We start from the raw sequence: 21382 nt of genomic DNA, 5'->3' as shown, positions 1-21382 counted from the left end.
AGAACAAGCGATGAAAGTATTCTATTCCTCATCTACCAATGCTTTTTATCTGGACCTGCTGGGGGTTGTGCCAACCGATGCCGTGGAAATATCCACTGACGAGCATCTTGCACTGCTGGCAGCTCCCAAGCAGGGCAAGTGCATTCACTTTGACGAGGTGCTGGGCAAACCCGTGGCCGTTGATCCCCCTGCACCGCCTGCCCCCACCTATGACGAGCAGCGCCGTGCCGCGATTCTGGAAAAGTGGCCCCTGCCTGCCCAGCTGGAAGCGCTGACCGAGGCGGCTGAAAGCCCGCAGCGGCCTGAGAAGCTGACCGCGTTGCTGGCGGATATTCAGGGCATCAAGGAACTGTATCCCAAGCCCGAACAGGTAACGGAACCGGCAACAGAACCGGAAGCGTCTGCAGGAGCCTAGCCCATGGGCTTTATCCCCATATCCTTCACGGTGCCAGCTGCGGCGCAGACAATCCGTTCCAGCCTTTCCGCCGTGGTCACTGGCGTTGCCGGTGCCACGGCAGAAGGCACGGGGCGGCTTGCCGCTGTTACGGGCGGGGCTGTGCCGCAGAAATCCCCGCTGGCGGGTGCTGCTGCCAATGTCGCGGCCCTTCGCGCCCAGCTGGAAGCCCTGCTGCAGGCGGGCGGGCGCTTTGTGTGCGTGCACCCGTATGTGCATCCCGTGGGCGACCGGCGCGGGGAATACAGCTATCTCACGCCTGCTGACTGCGTGGCCGCGCTGGCTGGTAAAATAGCCGATCCGGAGGATCAGCCATCCGAGACGGACGCTTGCAACCTTGCGGCCGTGTGCGTGCTGTTGCATGCGGCGGACCATGGCCCCTTTGCGGAGTTGCTGGCTGCCTTCAATGCCGTGTTTCCCGTCACGGAGCTGCAACTTGCGGAACGGCGGGCGCGGCAGCTGATAACGCTGGAAAAGGATAAGCGCATCATCGCCACGGCCCCCAAGGAGCCGCGCTGGAGCGCATCGGCCCCGCACCGGCATGGGGCGCTGTGCGGCATGGATTCGGCGCTTGGCGCACTGTTGGCCCAGAGCGAGGCGTTTGCCGCTGAGAATGCATCGGCAGAGGCCGAACTTGCTGCGCTTATGCAGGCTCGCGCCGCGCATGTGGCCCAGCTGGATGCCGCATGGCAGGCGCTGTGTTCCGGCCTTTCTGGTGATGCTGGCGATGCTGGCCTTGGCTGGTATCTCAGCGGTGATGCAGCAGGCATGGCGCGGCAGCTTGCAGCGGGCGGCACGCCAGTGTCGGCCTATAAGCTGTGCGTCGCACTGTGCTGGGTGGGCGCGGCCGAACGGGTGGCCGTGTTCAAGGAGGTTTTCGGGCTATGAGCAAGTTCTTGATGCTGGATGGTTATTCGCTGCCCGGCTTCGGGCTGATGGTGCAGGGCGCGTTGCAGATCAAAAACGAGGATCTGAGCGGTGAAACCAGCAGCACCAGCACGGTGAACAAGGGCGTGAAGCCCAAGACCTTCACGGTATCGCTGCGCGTGAAATATGAGGATGCGGCAGCCCTGAAGCAGCTGACGGCCAAGGCCGAGGCCAGAGATTCCGGCGACCGCATGCGCGTGTACGCCTGTGTGAACGACACCGTAAACGCCATGGGCGTGCGGCAGGTGCAGTTTACCGAGCGCTTTGCCGTGAACGAGAGCGACGGCCCGCGCTGCTGGGATGTATCGTTCACGCTGCGGGAGTTCCAGAGCAGGCCGGAAATGGTGGAACAGCGCGAGAGTGCGGCCAAGTCTGTTACGCAATCCAGCGCTGGCAAGGCAGTAGCTGCCGATGCGGGAGTGCTTGAAGACGTGCGCGAAACCGCAGAGGCCGTGGCCGAGCCGCTGACCGCGCTTGAACGGCTGCTGCAGGCGGTGGATGCCGCGTTGGGTGGTTCTGACGCCAGTGGGGAAGGCGCATGAAGCTGCGCAAACGGCTGACAGTGAACGGCCGGAACATCCCCCTGGTGGACGAGGATGTGCGGCTTGAGCTGCACGCGCCCGGGCGCGGCATGTTCCGCGTGCAGAGTACGGCGGCGCTTACGGGCTTTGTGCGGCTGTATCTGGGCTATTCCAATCAGGATGCGGACCAGCTGTTTTTCACCGGCTACGCGGAGAAATCCGTGACCGTGGATGCGCAGACGCAGCGGCTTATGTGCCGTGAGCTGACCGCGCTGCTGGACGCGCACATGCCCGTGTTTTTGCGGCATCCCACCCTTGCCGAAGTGCTGGCGGTGTATGCCGAGCGCACGGGGCTTTCGTTCATTCTGGGGCAGGGGGCGTATGCCTCGCATGATGTGGCCAGCTTCTGCGCGCTTGGCAGCGGGCATCAGGGCATGGACAGCATCGGGGCTGTGTTTGGCATTGCGCGCTATGTGTGGCTGCAACAGGGCGATGACAAGGTATTTGTGGGCAGCTGGGACGATAGCCGGTGGGCAACGCGGCCTGTAACGGTTGAGGAGCGATGGTTCAGCGCCTGCAATGCGGACGGTGGTAAAACCCTGCCTGTGCTGCCTGCCTTGCGTCCGGGCGTGTTGCTGAACGGCGAATATGTGAGGGCGCTGCAGCTGCAGGGCGAAAACATGGTGGTGACATGCGCGAAGCAATTAGAAAAATAGTGCTCAAGCTCTTCCCTGAGATTGCGGCGGGGCTGCACCTGCCGCGCTATGCCCGTGTGCTGGCCGTGGCGGAAACTCCGCAAAGCTCTGCATCGGGCGGAGGCACATGCGAGCGGTTCCGGCCCCGCTATGCCGTGGATATTCAGATTCTCACGCCGGAAGGGGAGCCGGATGCCGCGTATCCGGTCTATGAGGCCGTGCCGCTGCCTGTGCCGGTTGGCTGCGGGCACGAGGCCGGTCTGTTCGGGTATCCGCGCACGGGGGCGCTTGTGGTGGTGGAGTTCGCCTATGGCAGGCCGGACCATCCGCTCATCCGCAACGTGTATCCGCTTGGGCTTTCCCTGCCGCAGTTGCAGGCCGGAGAGCTGCGCTGGATGCAGAGCGAGGCCGCGCATCAAGGGATAGACGCGGACGGGAACTGGACACGCAAAACGGACATGGCCATCACGGATGCCAGCCGCGACCGTATCATCACCGCCGTGCGCAAGATGGAGAGCGTGGCGCGCGAGATCCGCCGCGTGACTGAGAATAGCACGGAACGGGTGGACGGCGTAAAGCGTGTGGAAGCGCTTGGCGCACTGCGCCTGCTGACGGCCGGTTCTGCGCGGCTGTCTGCCGGTGATTCGCTATCGTTGACGACTGCAAGAGATACGGCAATCACAACTGGACAGGATGCGCTGCAGGTGGTGGGCCGTAACGTGCGCACTGATGTGCGCGGGGCTGTGACCACCACGGTGGCAAAGTCCGTAACTGAGACCATAGGCGCTGGCCGCACTGTTACCGTGACCGCGGATGATGCCACCACAGTGGGCGGCAATGCCACGGAAAGCGTGGCCGGCGACAAGGCCGTGACCGCCACCAACATGAACCTGCAATGCCGCAACACCCTGCGCCTAGGTGCCGGAGAAGTGAGCCTGCTGCCCCTTATGCTGGACGTGTGGGAGCAGGTGCGGCAGGCCTTGGAGGTGCTGGCGGATCATACGCACCAAAACGGCGCTGTTCCGAAGCCGGATCAAAGCGCCGTGGTGCATGGTCATGCGGGAGCTGTGGGGGCGGATAGGGAGAGGTTAGAGGGGGTTAGCGGGTAGATAAGAAAGAGGGGGAAGGCTGGTGCCTTCCCCCTCTTATTGCCTAAAAACAGGCAGCCACTTCATGGCAGTTCGGGATACGCTTGATCTCTGTTTGCTTCTCTGAGTTTACCTTAGATAGATCGTGCTGAACTTGGAGGTTGATCCAGAACTCAGAGCTGTTGCCGAAGAATTTTGCAAGCCGAACTGCAGTGTCCGCAGACACCCCCCTCTTTTCGTTTACGATTTCTGTGATGCGTGAAAGCGGTACCCCTAGATAGCCTGACAGCCTGCTAGCAGAAAGCTTAAAAGGCACCATGAATTCTTCACGCAAGACTTCACCGGGGTGTGTCTTGATACGCATTCTTTGCTCCATGTCTTATTATTCTTTATTATCTTAATATACGTTATTTCGTTATTTCGTTATTTCGTATGTTCGTTATTTCGTGCGTTCGTTATTTCGTGCGTTCGATATTTCGTGCGTTCGATATTTCGTGCGTTCGTTATTTTGTATGTTCGTTATTTTGTATGTTTCGAGTTCAAGTGTTTTGCTGTATGGTAGTTGTGGCTAGTGGTAGTCAACGATTTCAACATCAAAAATAGCTTTGTTTGTTTCGTCCCATACAAAGCAAATTCGCCATTGGTCGTTGATTCTAATGCTGTGTTGTCCCTGTCTGTCCCCTTGTAGTACTTCTAGTTTGTTGCCTGGGGGGATTTTCAAGTCGTCCAGTGTGGCTGCTGCTTCAAGCATATCGAGTTTTCGCACGGCTACCTTGATGATAGCGTGAAATGTTCTCGAAGTTCCTGATTCATACATCTTTCGCGTCTTTTTGCACTTGAATTTGAGGTTCATCTATCCTCCGTTGAGGGTGTGGCCAAGTTCAACAACATTCTATCTAAGGTTGCTAGCTTCTTTTCGTTATCCGAAAAGAGTTATCTGGGAAACAGATAGGTCTTTTGGGGGGAAATGTCAAGTGGGATGGGGAAAACACGGCACACCAAAACGGCGCTGTTCCGAAGCCGGATCAAAGCGCCGTGGTGCATGGGCATGCGGGAGCGTATGGCTAATGATTATTGGGCAGGGGGCAGAAATTTCTCGATTGCGCGATTTGCCTCAGCCTCAAAAGTTGGACGAAGTTCACGTAGAGATTCTTGGCGAGGTTGGCCCCATGGTATTTCGGCAATAAGCCATTCGGTGTAGGTGTTAGCTATTGTAAAGGCTGGTTCAAGATAAGGAAGGCTTTGCCATCTTCCTCGCCCTTCAGGAGTTATGTCAGTATGGGCGATGTATCTATCTCGAAATTTTTTAACAGATTGCATGTATGTGTTTGTTTTGCTTTGTTGGTATCCTAATTCACTATTTATTTTAGTGTTTATTTCTTTTAAAGCTCCATAATGAGTTGTGTTTTTATAGTGAAGGTTATTATTTTTTGGCGATCCAAAAACTATACACCATTGAATTAGGCATTCTTTTACAAAGCAGGTCGATGCTTGTTTGATGAAATTTCTGTTGATTTGTTCTGCATCGTCAACGCGTGAAATGAAAGCCCTGTAGTAAGCATAGGAACGTCCGAAGGATGTAAGCGACAAGACTTGCTGTCCGATAAGGTTAATTTTTAAGCGCATTTGGGGTATAACAATTGCGTCTTCAGGCATGACAAGCTCCTGTGATTGGTTTTCTTATTTATATATTCAAATGCAAATATGGTGGCAAGCTGTTTGGTGCCCGCGCATGTTGGCAGGCCTTGATTGTTGCCGCGTTGGTTTGTGAGTCACCCCTTGACACCCACACCCCCTCTCTGTAATTCTGAACACCTCTCAACTCTCTAGGGCTCTCCCCGAGTCCAGCGCCACCGTGCGCATTCGGGGCTTTTTTATGCGCTTTTCCTTTTTACACTAGGGAGAGGTGCACCCTAATTTGACTGCTTTCGCCGCATGACCGTCATCATGTGGTAAAAAGAGCGGCCAAGTGTCCGGTAGTCGCGAGACCCGGGAGGCTCCTAGAGGCCTTGAGAGCACTTGGTCGCTCTTTTGTTTTTCTCTCAAAAACTCGAAACTCTAGGAGGCCCGGAATGACCCGCAATGAACACAGCAATGGTGACGTGGAAACCCGCCTAAGCCCCAACCCCGTTAACAGAATGTACGGCGTTGCCCGCGCCATGAACCGCATGGCCGACCTTATGGACGCGGCAGAAGACCCGCTGGCAGAGATGATGCGGCTGCTTTCTGAAGACATGGAACGCTGCGCCGCATGGGTGGATGACCATGCCGCCATTATGCAGGCCCATGCAGACCGCTGCGGCCGAGATCGGCCAGCCGAGCATTGATGCTTGTGGCTGTGGTTGACTGGACTTGAAATGGAAATGAAGTAGGAAAGAACGGAATGAAGAAGCCCCGCTGTAATGGCGGGGCTTTTGTTATAGGAAGGCCTGTTGTAAAATCCTGCAAGGTGCGCTAGTGCTGCTGGCTTTGTGGTTTTGGGATTATGGGGCAACTTTTATGGGAGAGATGAGATGATTAAGAAGTTACTGCTTGTTGTTTTTCTGCTTAGTGTGTGCACGGGGTGCTCGGTTAGGTTTGGGCCTCCGTATATCGGAGTGCTGAATAGATCTCACTCTATTGTGCGGTTTGATGGGAGCAGCAAGATACCCGTGGTTGACGTTTCAGAAGATTTGAGGCTGCAATATAGGAGAAATAGCGCAACGCTATGGCTCACGAAAGAGGATGAATACATTGGGCGTGATACAATCCAGCTGTGGGTAGAAACGCATGATAAAGCTGTTCGGCCAAGTTCAATTCTTTGCGGTTCAGAGATTGATAAGTGTCGTGATAATGACGATTGGATTCCTGAAGAAGTGGTTGATGGTAAGAATATTGAATATAGAATTTATCTTGTTAGATTTGGCGGTCATTACAACAGCGGTGTGATTAAGTATCAATATGCTTACTTCTGGCAAAGGCCTGAAGGTTGGACGAGAGTGTGGGTTAACTATATTGAGCCACTTCCAGAGAAGTGGCGAACTGTCCCTTGGAATAAAGACACCCAATGGGGGACTTTTTTGGAGGATTTTAAAAAGCGGGCGCGGGCTTCTTTTACCATGCGTCTACCATAGAGACTTTTTGGGAGTAACGTGAAGAAGGCCCCGCGCTCTGGGATGAGTGCGGGGCTTTGTTTACTATAGGAAGGCCTGTTGTAAAATCCTGCAAGGTGCGCTAGTGCTGCTGCTGGCTTTGTGGTTTTGGGATTATGGGGGCAACTTTTATGGGAGAGATGAGATGATTAAGAAGTTACTGCTTGTTGTTTTTCTGCTTAGTGTGTGCACGGGGTGTGGGCTGCGTAACATGGGTAATCCGCAGGCTCTTATCATGCGCGACGCAGTGGTTCGTGAAGGCAATTCCATTGTCAGAATGACAAATGGTACTCGCGAGGTCCTGTTGGAGGTTGCAAAGGAGTTCAAACCTAATCCTGACGAGGACGGTGGTTTTAAGTGGAGATTTGAGAGTGAAACCGCTTTCTTGGGGGTGATGGATTACTTCGGTGTAAGTGAGCAGCGGGCAACTGTTATGCCCACGAATAAATACTACAATTTGTCCTCGTTGGAGTCTTATTATCCTGTGTCTAAGATAATAGACGAGAATCGGGAATATAGTATCTGGTTGATCCGTGGGGGGGGCGACGAATATATCTATTATCAGTACGTTGAGCGTAAGGAAATGGCGGAAGGGTGGAGGAACTATAGAATTTCCTACTGGGAGGAACTGCCCCCTGAGCTTCGCCGAAAGGTGTGGAACGCCAGTTTTGATTTTGGTGGAACATATCTGGATGACTTCATTAAACGGGCGCACGCTTCGTTTACAATACGCTCGTTTTAAGTGCTTGTGACTAGATAAAGAAGGCCCCGCGCTCTGTAAGGAGTGCGGGGCTTTGTATTTAGGTGTTTTTTTTGGGTATTCCGGCACAGATGGCTGATAGTAGACTGATGAGTAAGCTGTATGTATTTAATTTGTAGATGTCAAGGTCTAGTGTTCTTGATTTTTCCGATAATTTTTCTTTTTTGGCAATTAGCTCGTTATGGTTTTTCTTTAGTAGTAGGAATATTGATTGTGATGTGTTAATGAACGATTCAGGGTCTAATGATTTTAAATCATTAATTACCTTAGTATAATCATCTTTATTTGGGTTTTTACCTAGTTCAGTTTCAATTATGTAGTTTAAGTATTTCATTCTAGCTATGCTTTCTGATTTGCTTATGATGAAAGCTTCAGATGCATCTTTATTCGTGTTGCCACTATTGATAAATATGTTTTCAAAAGATTTTTTTGTTTCATATTGCATATTTGTGTCATTAGATAATTTGTCAATGGATTCAATTTTTGATATCTTGTTATTATATTTTTCTAGTATTTTGCTTTCTGTAAGTGATATGAATTGCATAATTGTTGCAATGATTATTAATGGCACAGTTGCTTGGCTAAGAATTAGTTTTAGCATTGTTGATTTTTATTTTTTTAAAATATTTGGTATTGTTATATGTGTTAAGTGAGTCCGATGTAGCATCCGATGACAATTCGAGCAAACCGGTACTAAATCCTTCACCGGATCCACCTCCCTCTCCCCATCCTTTTCATGCAGCGGATTCACATGATGAATCTCAATGAATCCCTGCCCTAGCGGACCATAGAACTTCTCAAAGTTAAATCCGCAAACCACACACTCCAGCCCGTGGTATTTGATGGCTGCCAGCCTGTTGGCCTGACTGCGCTTGCGTACTGTGGTGACTATGGTGCTGGTTTCCCCTTCCTTACGCGCAATGGCCACTTCAAGATCTTCCGGAATGACGGGTGGGGTGTTGTTGGCCAGCTCCTGCGAGATGAGTTCTATGGTAAACACATCAGGCTCTGCGCCTTTGGTGAAGCGTAGTAACGGCGGATGCTCAACAGGGGAGTCTTCCTGAAAGCGGGTCAGCTCGCTGGGGAAGTAGTCTTTGATGATGATATCAAGGCCACCTCTCCAGAATATACGAACGCGGGTATCAAGGGCATCCGGCTCCAACGAGCCAGTAAAAGTGGTGCCTGCGTGTATCAGGCTGATTTCGCGCCTTGGCTGATCGCTGGTCATTTCAAAGAAGAAGCATATTTCCTTGGGTATGCCGCTGCCACCATACAGAAAGGCTGACTTGTCCATGGTCTTGATGCAAACCGTGGGGGAGAGCAGTTCCCATGAGTGGGACTGAATGGGGTAGGTAATGTCCATGACCTATTTCTCCATGGCTATCGGTTAGGCTTTTTCCTAATAGCAACAGGTAAATGCGTATGCCAGTGAAAAGGTGGTGGCTATGCAAAAAATCCCCGGCGCCGGAAAAAATCGAGCTCTGCAGCCCCCCGCCTTCGCGCTTTTTGATGCGTTTTTGTGCAAGTTTCAAGTGCATGCAAATGCCCCCTGAGAATAGGCAGGGCGTGGGTTCCCGGCGTGGAAGCCGAATTGCACTCTGTGCAATATATTGCAAAATATTGCAAAGAACCTGCGCCCGCACACACTTCATAAACAGGGCGCGAACACAGAAGGGACGCGGGTTGCTCTGTGTTTTTCAAAAGCGCGGCGTGAGCGGAATGTTGAGAAAAGCCTGTTTAAGGTAGCAGGCCAAGAACGGGAGAAAGCCGTTCTGTAATGGGCTGTTGGCGGGTAGCAAGGGGTAGCAGAGTTGTTGCACAGAATGGCAACGTGACCAGGGCAGGGTGTTTTGTTGGGGTGATTGCGCAAAGCATTGTACACTTGGGTAGCAATTGGGTAGCAAAACAAGAAAAAGGGCTTACGGTTGTGTCCGTAAACCCTTGATTTTCTTGGTGGGCCCAGCAGGATTTGAACCTGCGACCTGCCGGTTATGAGCCGGAGGCTCTACCAACTGAGCTATAGGCCCACTTCATTGGTAATGAGCCGATTCCTATACCGTCAAGGACTCTGTCTGTCAAGACGTCACTTTGCAGGATCGGCAGTTAGTTTCAATTATTTGCACAGCTTTTTGACATGAGCAATGGCGGATTTTGCAGCCTTGGCACCTTCGCCTACGGCGACACTTATCTGGAGAAAACCACCGGTGCAGTCTCCGGCTGCGAATACTCCCTCAATGTTCGTTTTCTGTTCATTGTCTGCCACGAGAAATACTCCGTTTCGTTCCACGCCAAGGGTGTAGGCGAAATCCAGAGAGGATGCTTCTCCCATGGCGATGAACAGGCCATCCACATCCTTGCTTGTGCCGTCGTCAAAGAGGACGGAGGAAAGACCGTTCTCTCCCTGCAGTGTGCGCACCCTGCCTTCGATGATGGGGATGCCCGCAGCCTTGAGGCGCTCTTTGAATTCATCCGTCATGGAGAGGGGAGCACCCTGCGTGCAGACGGAAACATGGGGAGTGTAGCTGAGCAGCTCAAGCGCCTGATTTGCCGCGTAAATTCCTTCACCCAGCACTATGACCGAGCGGCCGCGATAGAAGAAACCATCGCAACTTACGCAGTAGGAAACGCCTTTGCCGTCATAAAAGGCCAGATTGTCGATACCGGGACGAACACGGGTGACACCCGTTGCGAGCACCAGTCCGCAGGCATGGTAGCTGCCTTTGTTCGTCTTGATGTGAAAACCGCCGTAATCGGCGTGGTGCAGGCCGAGCACCCGCTCATCTACGATGCTGGCACCGAAGCGTTCCGCCTGCATTCTGCCGCGCTGCATCAGTTCGCGGCCGGAGATGGTTTCGCCAAAGCCGAAATAGTTGTCTATGTCGTAATCACCGGCAATTTTGGGATCGCTGCCGATGATCAGTGTGTCAATGCCTGCACGGGCGGTATAGATACCGGCCGAGAGCCCTGCCGGGCCGGAACCTATTATGGCGAGAGGTATATTGGTCATGGTGGCCTGCCTTGTATTGAAAGATATAACACGCATTGCGTATCGCAACGCCATATACAACTATGAGTCCTTTTGCGTAAAAGACAAGTGTAAAGAAGAAAAAGAGTTCAATGCGGTTGCGTGGGACGGCCTGAACAAGAATGAAACATGGGCGATGCGTCTGCTTTTGTGATCACACGCAATTTTTGCAGACCAAAGGCGCTGTGCACTGCCTGCAACTGGAGGGCTGCGGGGTACAACCGTGTGCAGGTATGATGAAGCTTTGCTCTACGTGATATTCGATCACGGGGTGTGGCATCTGCCCCTCTTCATACAAATGAAAAAGCCCCCGCAATGCGGGGGCCTTGAGATGCATAAAACGATTTGGCGGGTTAGCCGAGGCCCAGCTGGGCAAGCAGGTCGTCCACGTCGTTCTGCGAGGCATCGCGGGTAGGACCCTTGAGCTCGGATACTTTTTGCTTGGACTTGGCTTCCAGTGCTTCGAAATCTTCTTCCGGGTTCTCTTCACGGGCTTTAATGATAAGCCCCGTGGAAAGATAGAGGTCCAGAACTGTGGATTCGATACGCTGCAGCGCCTTGATAATGCGCTTGATGCGTTGTCCCGTGAGGTCCTGAAAGCTCAGGTGAGTCATGATATCCGTCAGGTTGTTGTTGAGACGGTCTTCAAGGCTCATCAGAGCCTGCACGTCCTTGTCATCGCTGTGGCGCTTGGAAAGATCCTCAAGGTGCGAGCTGGCCTTCTGGCGCAGCACCATCTGCAGTTCGAGAATATCCATGATCTTGCCGGTGGCTTCTTCAAGGGTGACGCGCACTTCATCCAGCTGTTTGGAAGCTTCACTGAAGAGTTCGTTGGTTGCTGCCTGAGTGGTTACTTCCGCGCCGTTGGAATCCTTCTTGGTGGCGGTGGAAATTTCCTTGTAGATGCTCTGCAACCCCTCGCGCATGTCTTCGCTGAGACGGCGGTAAAATTCACTTTCCAGCAGAGCGCGGGTGAGGTTGCTCGTAAGCGCTTCTTCCACGGTCTTGGAAATGACATCTTTAATGCTATCTGCAACCTGTGTGGATACGCGTTCCATTACGGAATCGATTATCTGGTCCTGTGTTTTCATTCCGTTCTCCCCATTCTCAGTTCTGTCTTGTCGCTAGATCGGCGTGGAGCATGCCGCGCCGGGGGCCTTTCGGCAGTGCACAGGGCGCTGCATCAGTCTTCTTCAAGTCGCATGGTTCTGATCTTGCGTCGTTCTTCCACAAAGACATGCTGGACAATTTTTTCAAGGTCGTCTTCGTGTATGCGGTAGAACTCTATGGCGCATTGAGTTTCGCCGTCCACGTCTGACTCCTTTCGCAGCACACGCCCCATGGCACCTGCAACGCGCAGGGGGAATTCGCTGAGGAAGAGAATGATCTCAACATGGTCTCCGACATTAAGAGTGCCGGTGTCACTGCAGCGGATGCCTGCCCCGCTGAGTTCGTGAATATCCGTCCAGAGCGGGAAATCTTCCTGCAACCTGTCCTGCTTAAGGTGCGCAAGCACCGCATTGAGCTTGGCATCCATATCCAGAAGGAAGGAAACTAGCGCATCGGGAATGTGAGCGTTGGCCAGGGTCTTGCTGTCTACAGGTGCCTCGGGAAGGGAAAATCCTGTGAATTTGGGAGATTCCGTTTCGGAGGCAAGCACGCGCATGCGTCCTCTCATGAAAAGCCTGATTCGAGAAAAAGCCCGTTGTTCCATTGAGCGCTCCGAGAGTTCCCTTACCAGGGACCGTTTTCCACTTCCACGTTCATGGCATTGACCGGACAGACGCGTACGCACATACCGCAGGCGGTGCAGCGTTCCTTGTCAAAAAGGACAACACGGGCCTCTCTGTCGTTATGCAGCGAACTGGTTGGACAGATGGCCGTGCACATGCCGCAGTGCATGCACGATTCCTCGTCGCGGGAAATGCGTTGTGCCACAGCGGAAACCTTGATCTGGTTTTCCTTAAGATAGGTAATGCCCTTGTGGTAGTTCTCCTCCGTCCCTATGAGTTCAAGGGTCATGTACCCTTCCTTGCGAGGGGTGATCTGTGCCTTCAGGATGTTGAAGGTAAGATCGTAGAGGCGCGTGAGATTGCACACCAGAGGGTTGCCGGAAATATCCGGCGGAAAGATCAGATGAATGTTCTTGCGATAGGCTTTTTCAGTCATGTCGGTCCTCGCACCTTGTCGTGCGGCTATTTCATTTCGGCAAGCGCTTTTTTGGCGCGTTCAGCTTCCTGCGTCTTGGGGAACTTCTTTATCAGTTCTTCAAGGCGGACCCGGCCAGCCTGATTCTTGCCGAGCTTGCCGAAGGCAATGCCCTGCTTGAGCATGGCGGAGCGGTACTTGTCGCTCTTGGAATATTTGTCGATCACCTTCTGGTAGGCGAGAATGGCGGGCGCATATTCCTTCAGCTGGTAATTGGTTTCACCCTGCCAGAAGATGGCATTGGGAACGAGAGAGTGCTTGGGGTAGGTCTTTTCAAACTGTTCCCACATGCGCAGGGCGTCTTTGTAGCGACGGTCTTTGAAGGCGGTGAAAGCGGCATCGTACAACTGCTTTTCAGTCACAGCAGGTTCAACCTGCGCCTTGGCAGCCGGGGCTGCTGTAGCGGCTGCAGGAGCGGTCTTGGCAGCTGCGGGCTTGCCGGGATTGATGACCAGTTCCGTGCCGTCCTTGGCCACTATCACGTTAGGATCGGTCGGTGCGGGCTGCGCAGGAGCGGCCTGAACAGGTGCAGGCTGTGTAGTTGCGGCAGCAGTACCGGGAGCAGGGGAACCGGCGGGGCCGAACATGGGGCTGTCGCTGCTGCCTGCGGCAGGCGCGGCACCGGTAGCAGCAGGAGCGTTCGCAGCGGGCGGTTCAGGAAGTTCAATGGCCATCTGCGAAGCCATGACGCGCTGGTTGGCTTCCAGGTAGGATGCCATCTGCTTGAGATAGGATACTTCCTTCTTCATTCCCGAAATGTCTTCTTCAGCCTGCATGGACCCATGCTGCACTTCTTCCAGAGAAGATTCTATGCGGGCCAGGCGCGGACGCATGGACTGAACGTCCGACCACATGTCCGCCTGTTCGGGACGTGTGGCTTCCAGTTCCTTGGTGGTTCTGCCAAGCTTCTGGTTGAGTTGCTGAATCTGCTGGTCCTGTTCGTATACCTTGAGTTCGAGGGCATCCATGTCCTCACGTTTCACGCAGCCGGTCAGAAGGGCGATGCAGGTGAGGGTGAGAAGCGAGTTGCTAAGAAAACGCATGGCAGAATCCTTACTTACGGTTACGGGGTTTTGCCCAGTCGGACAGACCTCTGGTCCGCCGCCAGCCAAACAAAAGATACATGACACCGCCGAGCACGGGAATGAAGACACCCGCAAGCATCCATCCGTACTTTTCGGCGGGAGTGGAAAATTCATGACTATAGGCGTGCCAAATACACCATAGATTAGGCAAAATGGGAAGCGCAAGGGCCAGTATCATCAACAGGGGTGATGTATCGCCTTTGCCGAAGATATCCAGAATGGGAAACAGATCATTCATGACAATATCCTGCAGGGCCGGTGATTATTTCTGTTTGAGCATGGAGAGCATGATGAGTCCGGCGCCGACGCATATGCCGATGTCGGCAACGTTGAATGCAGGCCAGTGCCAGCCCATGGCGTGGAAGTCGAGAAAGTCGATGACTGACCGCAGGCGAACCCGGTCTATGAGGTTGCCCACAGCTCCGCCGAGCACGAATCCGAGCCCCGTGAAAAGACAGCAGGACTTGCCTGATGTCTTGGCAAGGTAGTTGATGATGCCCATGGCGATGATCGCGGCTGCGGCAAACATCCAGACCTGCCATTCCGTATCGGGATCGTTGAGGAAGCCGAAAGCGGCACCGCTGTTGCGGACATTGACGAGGTTAAAGAAACCGGGAATGACCGTAACAGAGATGAAGGGAGGGATGGTGGTGACCACCCAGTACTTGGTGAACTGGTCCAGAAGCGCGACCAGCAGGCCGAGGCCGTATATGTAGTAAAAGCGGGAGCGCATGGCGAAAATGTGTCGTCCCTGTGATGGTGAATGGGAAAAAGGCCCGCCGTTTTGTCCGGCGGGCCCGTTTTATCTAGTCTTCAAGGGTCATGGTCTGCAGCACGCCGGTGCAGCGGGGGCAGATGGCAGGATGCGCAGGATCGGTTCCCAGTTCCTCGCTGTAAATCCAGCAGCGTTCACACTTGGCACCCGGAGCCTTGGCTACACCGATACGCAGGCCTTCCACTTCTTCGGCGGTAAAGGCGCTTTCGGGGGCATCGGCAAGGGGGGCGGTGGTCAGCTTGGAAACGATGAAGTTTGCGCGCATATCAGTCTTGAGACCGTTCAGGGTCGCGGCAAGTTCATCGTTCAGGAACAGGGTCACGTGCGTATCAAGCCCGTGGCCGATTTCGCCCGACTTGCGCACGGGTTCGATGGCCTTGGTGATCTCGGAGCGGACGATCAGCAGCTTTTCCCATGCGGCGCGTTCTTCGGCGGGCATGGTGTACAGCGGAATATCGTCAGCGGAGACGGCGAAAACAGTCTTTGCATCATTCTTCAGGTCTTCCGGCAGGAACTGGAATACCTCTTCTGCGGTGAAGCTGAGCACGGGAGCCATGTCGCGGATGAGCAGACGCAGGATGTGGAGCATTGCGGTCTGTGCACTGCGGCGTTCGCGGCTGTCCTTGGCGGAAGAGTAGAGACGGTCCTTCAGGATATCCAGATAGAATGCGGAAAGGTCGGTTACACACAGGTTGTGCAGCGTGTGGTAGACCTTGTGGAACTCGTAGTCGTTATAAGCTGCCTGCACGCGTTCATGGGCGCGGGAAGCCACGTCGAGAGCGAAGCGGTCCAGCGATTCCATTTCTTCCACAGGCACCAGCACTTCGGCGGACAGGTCGTCGATGTTGCCGAGGATGTAGCGGCAGGTGTTGCGGATGCGGCGGTAGGCATCCACGAGACGGTTGAGAATCTCGTCGGAGATCCGCACGTCTTCGCGGTAGTCCACTGAAGAAACCCACATGCGCAGCACTTCGGCGCCATGCTTGTTGATGACTTCCATGGGTTCAATGCCGTTGCCCTGCGACTTGGACATCTTGTGTCCGTTGCCGTCCACCACATAGCCGTGGGTGAGCACTTCCTTGTAGGGAGCGCAGCCGCGGGTGCCAATGCTTGCGAGCAGCGAGCTGTGGAACCAGCCGCGATGCTGGTCAGATCCTTCAAGGTACATGTCGGCGGGGTAGCGCAGTTCCTTGCGCTGTTCCACAACGGCGGCAAAGCTGGTGCCGGAATCGAACCATACGTCGAGAATATCCTTGCTGAGCTTCCAGTGGTTGCCGCCGCACTTGGGACAGGCGAGTCCCTGCGGGACGATCTCTTCCAGCGGGGTGGAGAACCAGTAGTCGCAGCCAAGGGGATGATTTTCAAAGCGCGAAACAATGTCCATGACCCAGTCGGTGTCATACCATGCCTCGTCACAGCTTTCGCAAAGCAGGGCGATGATCGGCACGCCCCACATGCGCTGGCGCGAAATACACCAGTCGGGACGGTTTTCGATCATCTGATGGATGCGTTCTTCGCCCCATGCGGGAATCCATGCAACATCGTTGCGGATGGCTTCAAGGGCGCGCTTGCGCAGGTCGTTGGCTTCCATGGTAATGAACCACTGGGTGGTTGCACGGAAGATGACCGGCTCCTTGCAGCGCCAGCAATGGGGGTATGAGTGCTTGATCTTGCCAAGCGCCATCAGGTTGCCAAGTTCCTGCAGCTTCTCGATGACCTTGGGGTTGGCTTCAAACACGGTAAGACCGGCGAAGAATTCCACGGAATCAAGGAAACGCCCTTCGTTGTTCATGGGCGAATAGGTTTCCAGTCCGTACTTCTGGCCTACTTCAAAGTCTTCGCGGCCATGGCCGGGGGCGGTGTGAACGCAGCCGGTACCGGCTTCAAGCGTTACATGGTCGCCGAGGCACAGGGGTGATTCACGGTCATAGATGGGGTGCCTGGCTACCAGCCCTTCAAGGGCGGCACCCATGGCGGTTCCGGCAATGTTCCAGGAATCCCAGCCAAAGGCCTTGGTGCATGCTTCCACCAGGCCGGAGGCCAGCAGGTAGAATTCGCCGTCCTTCTCGAGCAGGGAGTATTCCAGCTCGGGGTGCAGGGCGATACCCATGTTGTCCGGAATGGTCCAGGGAGTGGTCGTCCAGATGACGGCGTATGCCTTGGCCGGATCAGCAGCGGGGAAAATGTTTTTCAGTTTTGCATCGTTGAGCGGAAAACGCACGTGGATGGAGGGGGAGGAGTGATCCGCATACTCTACTTCCGCTTCAGCAAGGGCGGTCTGGCAGGAGCAGCACCAGTAAATGGGCTTCTTGCTGCGCGCCACATAGCCGCCCTTCATGAAGTTGCCCAGCTCCCGTGCGGTGGCAGCTTCATAAGAAGGACGCATGGTCAGGTAAGGTTCGTTCCATATGCCCATAACGCCGAGGCGTTTGAATTCCTTGCGCTGGATGTCGACGAACTTGGCGGCGTATTCGCGGCAGAGCTTGCGGAACACGTGCTCGGGAATGGTCTTCTTCTTTTCGCCGAGCTGCTTTTCCACCTTCAGTTCAATGGGCAGGCCATGACAGTCCCAGCCGGGAATGTATTCGGCCTTGAGGCCCTGCATGTTCTTCGACTTGACGATGATGTCCTTGAGAATCTTGTTCAGAGCGTGACCGAGGTGAATATTGCCGTTGGCATAGGGAGGGCCGTCATGCAGAACATATTCGCCATTGGTGCCACTTGCTGCAATCATTGCGTCGTAGGCCTGAGTGTCTTCCCAGAACTTGAGCATTTCCGGCTCTTTCTGGGTAAGGTTGGCCTTCATGGGAAATTTGGTCTGGGGCAGATGCAGCGTCTTCTTGTAGTCGCTCATTGAAGTCTCTTTCCTGTTTGGTGTCGTTAAAGATGCAAGTGCGGAAGAATGCTGCAATACATTCTTAAAGTCAAGGCTGGCTGTCGCAGAATGGCGGCTGGCAGGTGATGCAGGTCCATGCGCTGTAAAACGGCGTGAAAAGGCGAAAGTGCTCAGGTCCGGCAATCACTTTCAAACCTGTGAGAATGGGGCGAAACATATGTCCAGCTTGCAAGCAGTTGACCTTGGCTCCAGACCGGAACCAGCACCCGTTCATACATGCTGGGTTTGCCCGGGAAAAAGTCTTCCAGCGCGTCGAGCCTCTCCATATGGGGGAGGGCTTTGCGGAAGAGCATGAGCTGCCCGAACACGTGTCCCCATGGCGGGCAGGCTTCAAGGTATGACTGCGGCGAAAGGTGCGGGGGCACGGGATCGTTGCATCGTGCAGCATCGGCCTCGCGGTCGGCAGTGCCGTGGGCCAGTATGATTCCGGGGGGAACAAAGAGCGTGGGATATCCTTCCGGACGCTCAAAGATCCTCCCCTGCACAAGGCAGGGGATAACGGCAACAGCGTCGCTGCAGAAGCGATCATGGTACTCTCCGCCCTGTTTGAGGGTGCCGTAAACGAAAAGGCGGAAAGGAGATGACATGCTCGGTCCCCCGTGCTCAGGGAATCCTGGCCAGCAGCTCTTCCGCAAAGGGAAGCACGCTCTCTGCGATGCGGGCTGTTCCCCTGATGTTGGGGTGAATGCCGTCTTCCAGAGTAAGGGCAGGGTCGCCGAACGCGCCTTCAAGGAAGAAAGGATAGAATACGGGGTCGTAGCGCTCGGCGAGTTTGGGATAAATACTCTCGAACGCCTCGGTATAGTCGGCGTCTGCAGGCAGCAGCATTTTCATGCCGGTGAGCAGAAAAGGTATTTCCAGCTCGGTCAGCCGTTGCAGAATACTGTCCAGCGTTGCTTCCACATCCCATGGATCGGTGAACTGAATGGCGTCGTTGGCGCCAAGTTCAACGATTACGGCATCAGGGCGCGGCTTGTTGGCAAGGTAGCGGTCGAGGCGCTTCTTGCCTCCCCATGCCGTGTCACCGGAAAGGCCTTGATTGATGATGGAAACATTATGTCCCCGGCTGCGGAGCAGCGACTGCAGCACTGAGGGGAAGGATGCCTCTGCCGGAATGCCGAAGCCCTCGGTCAGGGAATCTCCGAGGGCAACGATGGTCTTCAGACGTTTCACGACAACACCTGACAGGAAAACTGTTTGAAGGGGTTAGAAGGCCCCGGGAGTTTCTTCGTTGATATTAGCCATTTGCCGCAGCAGTCTCAGGGTTTCCTGAGCTTCCTGAAAATCGAGTTTACGCAGGGCGAATCCGGCGTGAACAATAAGGTAATCGCCGAGTTCGGCGGGAGATTCAAGCAGCATTGTGGAGACGTCGACGTAGGTATCGCTTTTGCCGACGCGACAGCGGGCCATGTCATTGTTGTTCAGTTCGACAACCTCAGCAGGAATGGCAAGACACATGGCAACCTCCGGAGCGTTCGTATGTGAAAATGGGGGCGTCCGTCACGACGCCTTCGGGGTGTAACTTCCGCCAGCGGCAGCTATTTCGTCAAGAACGAATCTGCACATGGCGGGAATGCGCTCTTCAACAGCGGGAGAAACTTCCAGCCCCATGGTATGATAATCCACCGGTTCCATGCCTATGACCACAGTTTCCGGCCTGCTGCCTGCAAGCTCACAATAGATGAGCGTGTCAACAAGGTCGGTCTGGTGCATGGAATCGTTAAATCCGAGGCTCTTGCGCAGATCTTCACCCGTCAGGCGATATACGGAAGCCGGGTCACTGCCCCCCAGAACGGCATCTACTACGATCAGATAGTCGCTGTCCATCATGGAATCCATGAGTTTCATGCCCAGCGTACCGCCATCCATGAGAGAAACGTTATCCGAGAAGTCGTACATCTCTTCCAGACACTTGACGGCCTTAACGCCTAGCCCTTCGTCTGTGTAGAGAATGTTGCCCACGCCAAGTACCAGAATTTTTTTAGCTTCGCTCATACCGCACCTTATCTGAAAAAGGGAACCCGGCGCAAGGCCGGGTTCCCGAGTTTTTTGGATTTTCCTGCAAAAATTACAGGATCTTGAACTTGTGCACTTCGTTGGTCTGGCTGTCGATCACATGCACGCCGCAGGCGATGCAGGGGTCGAAGGCGTGAACCGTGCGCAGAATTTCGACAGGACGCTTGGGATCGGCCACGGGCGTGCCGACAAGTGCTTCTTCAACAGGAGACATCTTGTCCTTGGCACAGCGCGGTCCGAGGCTCCAGGTGGAGGGCACGACCAGCTGGAAGTTCTCGATCTTGTGATCGCGAATCTTGATCCAGTGGGACAGTGCGCCACGGGGAGCGGTAACAAAGCCGACGCCTTCCGCATCGCGGGGCATTTCGATTTCTTCGTAGATCTTGTCGTCGCCTGCGGCCACGTTGGCTTCCAGTTCATCCAGCATGCGGCCGGTTTCTTCTGCGATGACAACGGTTTCAATACCGCGGGCAGCGGTGCGGCCCAGAGTGGAGAACAGGGCTTCTGCGCCCACGCCGAGCTTGGCGAGGACCATGTCCACCAGAGGCTTGATCTTCGGATGACCCTTTGCGTAGGCGGCAAGCACCTGAGCAAGGGGACCGGTTTCCATGGCTTCTTCCATGTAGCGCGGGGCCTTCATCCAGGAGTAGCGGCCTTCGCCATGCATGTCGGTGTAGCGGGGCTCGGTAACACCTTCATAGGGGTGGTGAGCCTTGTCGCCTTCGTACCAGCTGTACTTGACGTGCTCTTCAATCTTATCGGGATTGAAGCCCTGCATGTTGGCAAGGTCGCGCTGCATGATAACGCCGGGCGGCAGGAAGCGGCTGTTGAGATCGTATTCATCGGTGGGGAACTCACCAAAGGTGATGAAGTTCGAGGTGCCACCATACTGGGTCCAGTCCTTGTAGTTGGCGGCAACGGCCAACAGGTCGGGAATGTACACCTGATTGATGAATTCGTTGGTTTCCTTCCACAGGTCGCGGAATTCCTTGATGCGCTTGGGAGTAAGAGCATCGTAGCAGGTAACGCCACCGGCAACCGTGAACTGGGTGTGGGGGTTCTTGCCGCCGAAGCTGGCCATCATGCGGGCAGCCTTAACCTGAAGCCGCAGGGCTTCGAGGTAGTGGGCGGTGGCAATAAGGTCCACTTCCGGTTCAAGATAGTAGGAAGGATGTCCGCCGAGGAAGTAGGCATTGGTGAACGGGCCGAGCTGGCCGCTTTCTACAAAGGTCTTCAGCTTGGTCTGAACAGCCTTCAGATCTTCAGCCTTGGTAGGACGACCGGAGATGGTGTTGGCAATCTTGGCAGCCTTGACCGGATCGGCCTTCAGGGCGTTGGTTACGTCTACCCAGTCAAGGGCATGCAGGTGATAGAAGTGCACGAGATGGTCGTGCATGTACTGGGAACCAAGTACGATGTTACGGATAAGGGTGGCATTCTTGGGAATGCGCACGCCTATGGCGTTATCCACGCAGCGGGTGGATGCAAGGGCATGTACATAGGTACAGACACCGCATGAACGCTGGGTGAAGTGCTGTGCATCACGGGGATCACGGCCCTTGAGAATGATTTCCAGGCCGCGGAACAGCTGGGAAGAACTCCAGACATTGGAGATTTTGCCGTTATCAACTTCAACTTCGATACGGAGATGCCCCTCAATACGGGTAATGGGGTCAACGACCACTTTACCGGAGTAATTGCTCTGAGGAGTTACCGGAATACCGGCAGGGGCCTTCTGCGCTCTACAACCGCTCATATGTCATCCTCCTTGGGATGTTCGTTCAAGATCAATGTGTAACGT

26 protein-coding genes and 1 tRNA gene are annotated in these 21382 nt (G+C 54.5%); 8 read left to right on the top strand and 19 right to left on the bottom strand.

Going from position 1 to position 21382, the window contains the following annotated elements; genetic code table 11:
- Window positions 1–10: 10 nt before the first annotated feature.
- The 5 genes from HUV30_RS12730 to HUV30_RS12710 are packed head-to-tail and all read left to right on the top strand — an operon-like array spanning window position 11 to window position 3706.
- A complete protein-coding gene (locus tag HUV30_RS12730) occupies window positions 11–415 on the top strand; it encodes a hypothetical protein (RefSeq protein WP_174405809.1) in 405 nt (134 codons plus the stop codon).
- A 3-nt stretch (window positions 416–418) separates the two neighbouring features.
- Window positions 419–1342, top strand: coding sequence for a hypothetical protein (locus HUV30_RS12725; protein ID WP_174405808.1), 924 nt, complete (start codon window positions 419–421; stop codon window positions 1340–1342).
- Window positions 1339–1923, top strand: a complete 585-nt coding sequence (locus HUV30_RS12720) for a baseplate complex protein (RefSeq protein ID WP_174405807.1) — start codon at window positions 1339–1341, stop codon at window positions 1921–1923. The genes HUV30_RS12725 and HUV30_RS12720 overlap by 4 nt, the downstream gene beginning before the upstream one ends.
- Window positions 1920–2618, top strand: coding sequence for a hypothetical protein (locus HUV30_RS12715; RefSeq protein WP_174405806.1), 699 nt, complete (start codon window positions 1920–1922; stop codon window positions 2616–2618). The genes HUV30_RS12720 and HUV30_RS12715 overlap by 4 nt, the downstream gene beginning before the upstream one ends.
- The gene (locus HUV30_RS12710; RefSeq protein WP_174405805.1) at window positions 2594–3706 is read left to right on the top strand and encodes a bacteriophage T4 gp5 trimerisation domain-containing protein; all 1113 of its coding nucleotides are present in this window, start codon (window positions 2594–2596) and stop codon (window positions 3704–3706) included. The genes HUV30_RS12715 and HUV30_RS12710 overlap by 25 nt, the downstream gene beginning before the upstream one ends.
- Window positions 3707–3749: 43 nt before the next feature.
- Here the strand turns inward: HUV30_RS12710 and HUV30_RS12705 are convergent, their stop codons facing one another.
- The 3 genes from HUV30_RS12705 to HUV30_RS12695 form a co-directional block, all read right to left on the bottom strand.
- Window positions 3750–4049 carry a HigA family addiction module antitoxin gene (locus HUV30_RS12705; protein WP_174405804.1) on the bottom strand — a complete coding sequence of 100 codons (300 nt, stop codon included), beginning with the start codon at window positions 4047–4049 and terminating at the stop codon, window positions 3750–3752.
- Window positions 4050–4253: 204 nt separating this feature from the next.
- Window positions 4254–4538, bottom strand: a complete 285-nt coding sequence (locus tag HUV30_RS12700) for a type II toxin-antitoxin system RelE/ParE family toxin (RefSeq protein ID WP_174405803.1) — start codon at window positions 4536–4538, stop codon at window positions 4254–4256.
- Between the two features lie 218 nt (window positions 4539–4756).
- Window positions 4757–5341, bottom strand: a complete 585-nt coding sequence (locus tag HUV30_RS12695) for a hypothetical protein (RefSeq protein ID WP_174405802.1) — start codon at window positions 5339–5341, stop codon at window positions 4757–4759.
- Window positions 5342–5757: 416 nt separating this feature from the next.
- Here HUV30_RS12695 and HUV30_RS12690 point away from each other — a divergent pair, with 416 nt between their 5' ends.
- From HUV30_RS12690 to HUV30_RS12680, 3 genes are all read left to right on the top strand, one after another.
- A complete protein-coding gene (locus tag HUV30_RS12690; RefSeq protein WP_174405801.1) occupies window positions 5758–6012 on the top strand; it encodes a hypothetical protein in 255 nt (84 codons plus the stop codon).
- A gap of 186 nt (window positions 6013–6198) precedes the next feature.
- On the top strand, window positions 6199–6798 hold the full coding sequence (locus HUV30_RS12685) for a hypothetical protein (RefSeq protein ID WP_174405800.1): 600 nt from the start codon (window positions 6199–6201) through the stop codon (window positions 6796–6798).
- A 163-nt stretch (window positions 6799–6961) separates the two neighbouring features.
- A complete protein-coding gene (locus tag HUV30_RS12680) occupies window positions 6962–7558 on the top strand; it encodes a hypothetical protein (protein ID WP_174405799.1) in 597 nt (198 codons plus the stop codon).
- 58 nt (window positions 7559–7616) lie between these two features.
- Here the strand turns inward: HUV30_RS12680 and HUV30_RS12675 are convergent, their stop codons facing one another.
- The 16 genes from HUV30_RS12675 to HUV30_RS12600 form a co-directional block, all read right to left on the bottom strand.
- On the bottom strand, window positions 7617–8177 hold the full coding sequence (locus HUV30_RS12675; protein ID WP_174405798.1) for a hypothetical protein: 561 nt from the start codon (window positions 8175–8177) through the stop codon (window positions 7617–7619).
- A gap of 9 nt (window positions 8178–8186) precedes the next feature.
- On the bottom strand, window positions 8187–8939 hold the full coding sequence (locus HUV30_RS12670) for an HNH endonuclease (RefSeq protein ID WP_205245218.1): 753 nt from the start codon (window positions 8937–8939) through the stop codon (window positions 8187–8189).
- 588 nt (window positions 8940–9527) lie between these two features.
- A tRNA-Ile gene (locus HUV30_RS12665) sits at window positions 9528–9603 on the bottom strand.
- Between the two features lie 86 nt (window positions 9604–9689).
- On the bottom strand, window positions 9690–10583 hold the full coding sequence (locus tag HUV30_RS12660) for an NAD(P)/FAD-dependent oxidoreductase (RefSeq protein WP_174405797.1): 894 nt from the start codon (window positions 10581–10583) through the stop codon (window positions 9690–9692).
- Window positions 10584–10954: 371 nt separating this feature from the next.
- Entirely contained in the window at window positions 10955–11692 is a 738-nt protein-coding gene (locus HUV30_RS12655; RefSeq protein WP_174405796.1) for a protein phosphatase CheZ, read from the bottom strand.
- Between the two features lie 92 nt (window positions 11693–11784).
- Window positions 11785–12267: a PilZ domain-containing protein gene (locus HUV30_RS12650; RefSeq protein WP_174405795.1), complete on the bottom strand. Its 483-nt coding sequence runs from the start codon at window positions 12265–12267 to the stop codon at window positions 11785–11787.
- Between the two features lie 68 nt (window positions 12268–12335).
- Entirely contained in the window at window positions 12336–12770 is a 435-nt protein-coding gene (locus HUV30_RS12645) for an NIL domain-containing protein (RefSeq protein WP_174405794.1), read from the bottom strand.
- 26 nt (window positions 12771–12796) lie between these two features.
- On the bottom strand, window positions 12797–13852 hold the full coding sequence (gene ybgF, locus HUV30_RS12640; RefSeq protein WP_243452170.1) for a tol-pal system protein YbgF: 1056 nt from the start codon (window positions 13850–13852) through the stop codon (window positions 12797–12799).
- Between the two features lie 10 nt (window positions 13853–13862).
- The gene (locus tag HUV30_RS12635) at window positions 13863–14132 is read right to left on the bottom strand and encodes a PLD nuclease N-terminal domain-containing protein (RefSeq protein ID WP_174405793.1); all 270 of its coding nucleotides are present in this window, start codon (window positions 14130–14132) and stop codon (window positions 13863–13865) included.
- A 24-nt stretch (window positions 14133–14156) separates the two neighbouring features.
- The gene (gene lspA / locus HUV30_RS12630; protein ID WP_174405792.1) at window positions 14157–14627 is read right to left on the bottom strand and encodes a signal peptidase II; all 471 of its coding nucleotides are present in this window, start codon (window positions 14625–14627) and stop codon (window positions 14157–14159) included.
- A 73-nt stretch (window positions 14628–14700) separates the two neighbouring features.
- The gene (gene ileS / locus HUV30_RS12625; RefSeq protein WP_174405791.1) at window positions 14701–17523 is read right to left on the bottom strand and encodes an isoleucine--tRNA ligase; all 2823 of its coding nucleotides are present in this window, start codon (window positions 17521–17523) and stop codon (window positions 14701–14703) included.
- 152 nt (window positions 17524–17675) lie between these two features.
- Window positions 17676–18152, bottom strand: a complete 477-nt coding sequence (locus tag HUV30_RS12620; protein ID WP_174405790.1) for a gamma-glutamylcyclotransferase family protein — start codon at window positions 18150–18152, stop codon at window positions 17676–17678.
- Between the two features lie 16 nt (window positions 18153–18168).
- Window positions 18169–18738 carry an arylesterase gene (locus HUV30_RS12615; RefSeq protein WP_205245217.1) on the bottom strand — a complete coding sequence of 190 codons (570 nt, stop codon included), beginning with the start codon at window positions 18736–18738 and terminating at the stop codon, window positions 18169–18171.
- Window positions 18739–18771: 33 nt separating this feature from the next.
- Complete coding sequence (locus tag HUV30_RS12610) at window positions 18772–19023, bottom strand: HypC/HybG/HupF family hydrogenase formation chaperone (RefSeq protein WP_174405789.1); 252 nt, start codon at window positions 19021–19023, stop codon at window positions 18772–18774.
- 42 nt (window positions 19024–19065) lie between these two features.
- The gene (locus HUV30_RS12605) at window positions 19066–19560 is read right to left on the bottom strand and encodes a HyaD/HybD family hydrogenase maturation endopeptidase (protein WP_174405788.1); all 495 of its coding nucleotides are present in this window, start codon (window positions 19558–19560) and stop codon (window positions 19066–19068) included.
- Between the two features lie 73 nt (window positions 19561–19633).
- Entirely contained in the window at window positions 19634–21337 is a 1704-nt protein-coding gene (locus HUV30_RS12600) for a nickel-dependent hydrogenase large subunit (protein ID WP_174405787.1), read from the bottom strand.
- Window positions 21338–21382 lie beyond the last annotated feature (45 nt).

This window comes from Desulfovibrio subterraneus, assembly GCF_013340285.1.
Taxonomy (GTDB): domain Bacteria; phylum Desulfobacterota; class Desulfovibrionia; order Desulfovibrionales; family Desulfovibrionaceae; genus Halodesulfovibrio; species Halodesulfovibrio subterraneus.
The sequence above is the reverse complement of the archived record's forward strand: the minus strand, read 5'-3'. Positions and strand labels throughout refer to the sequence as shown.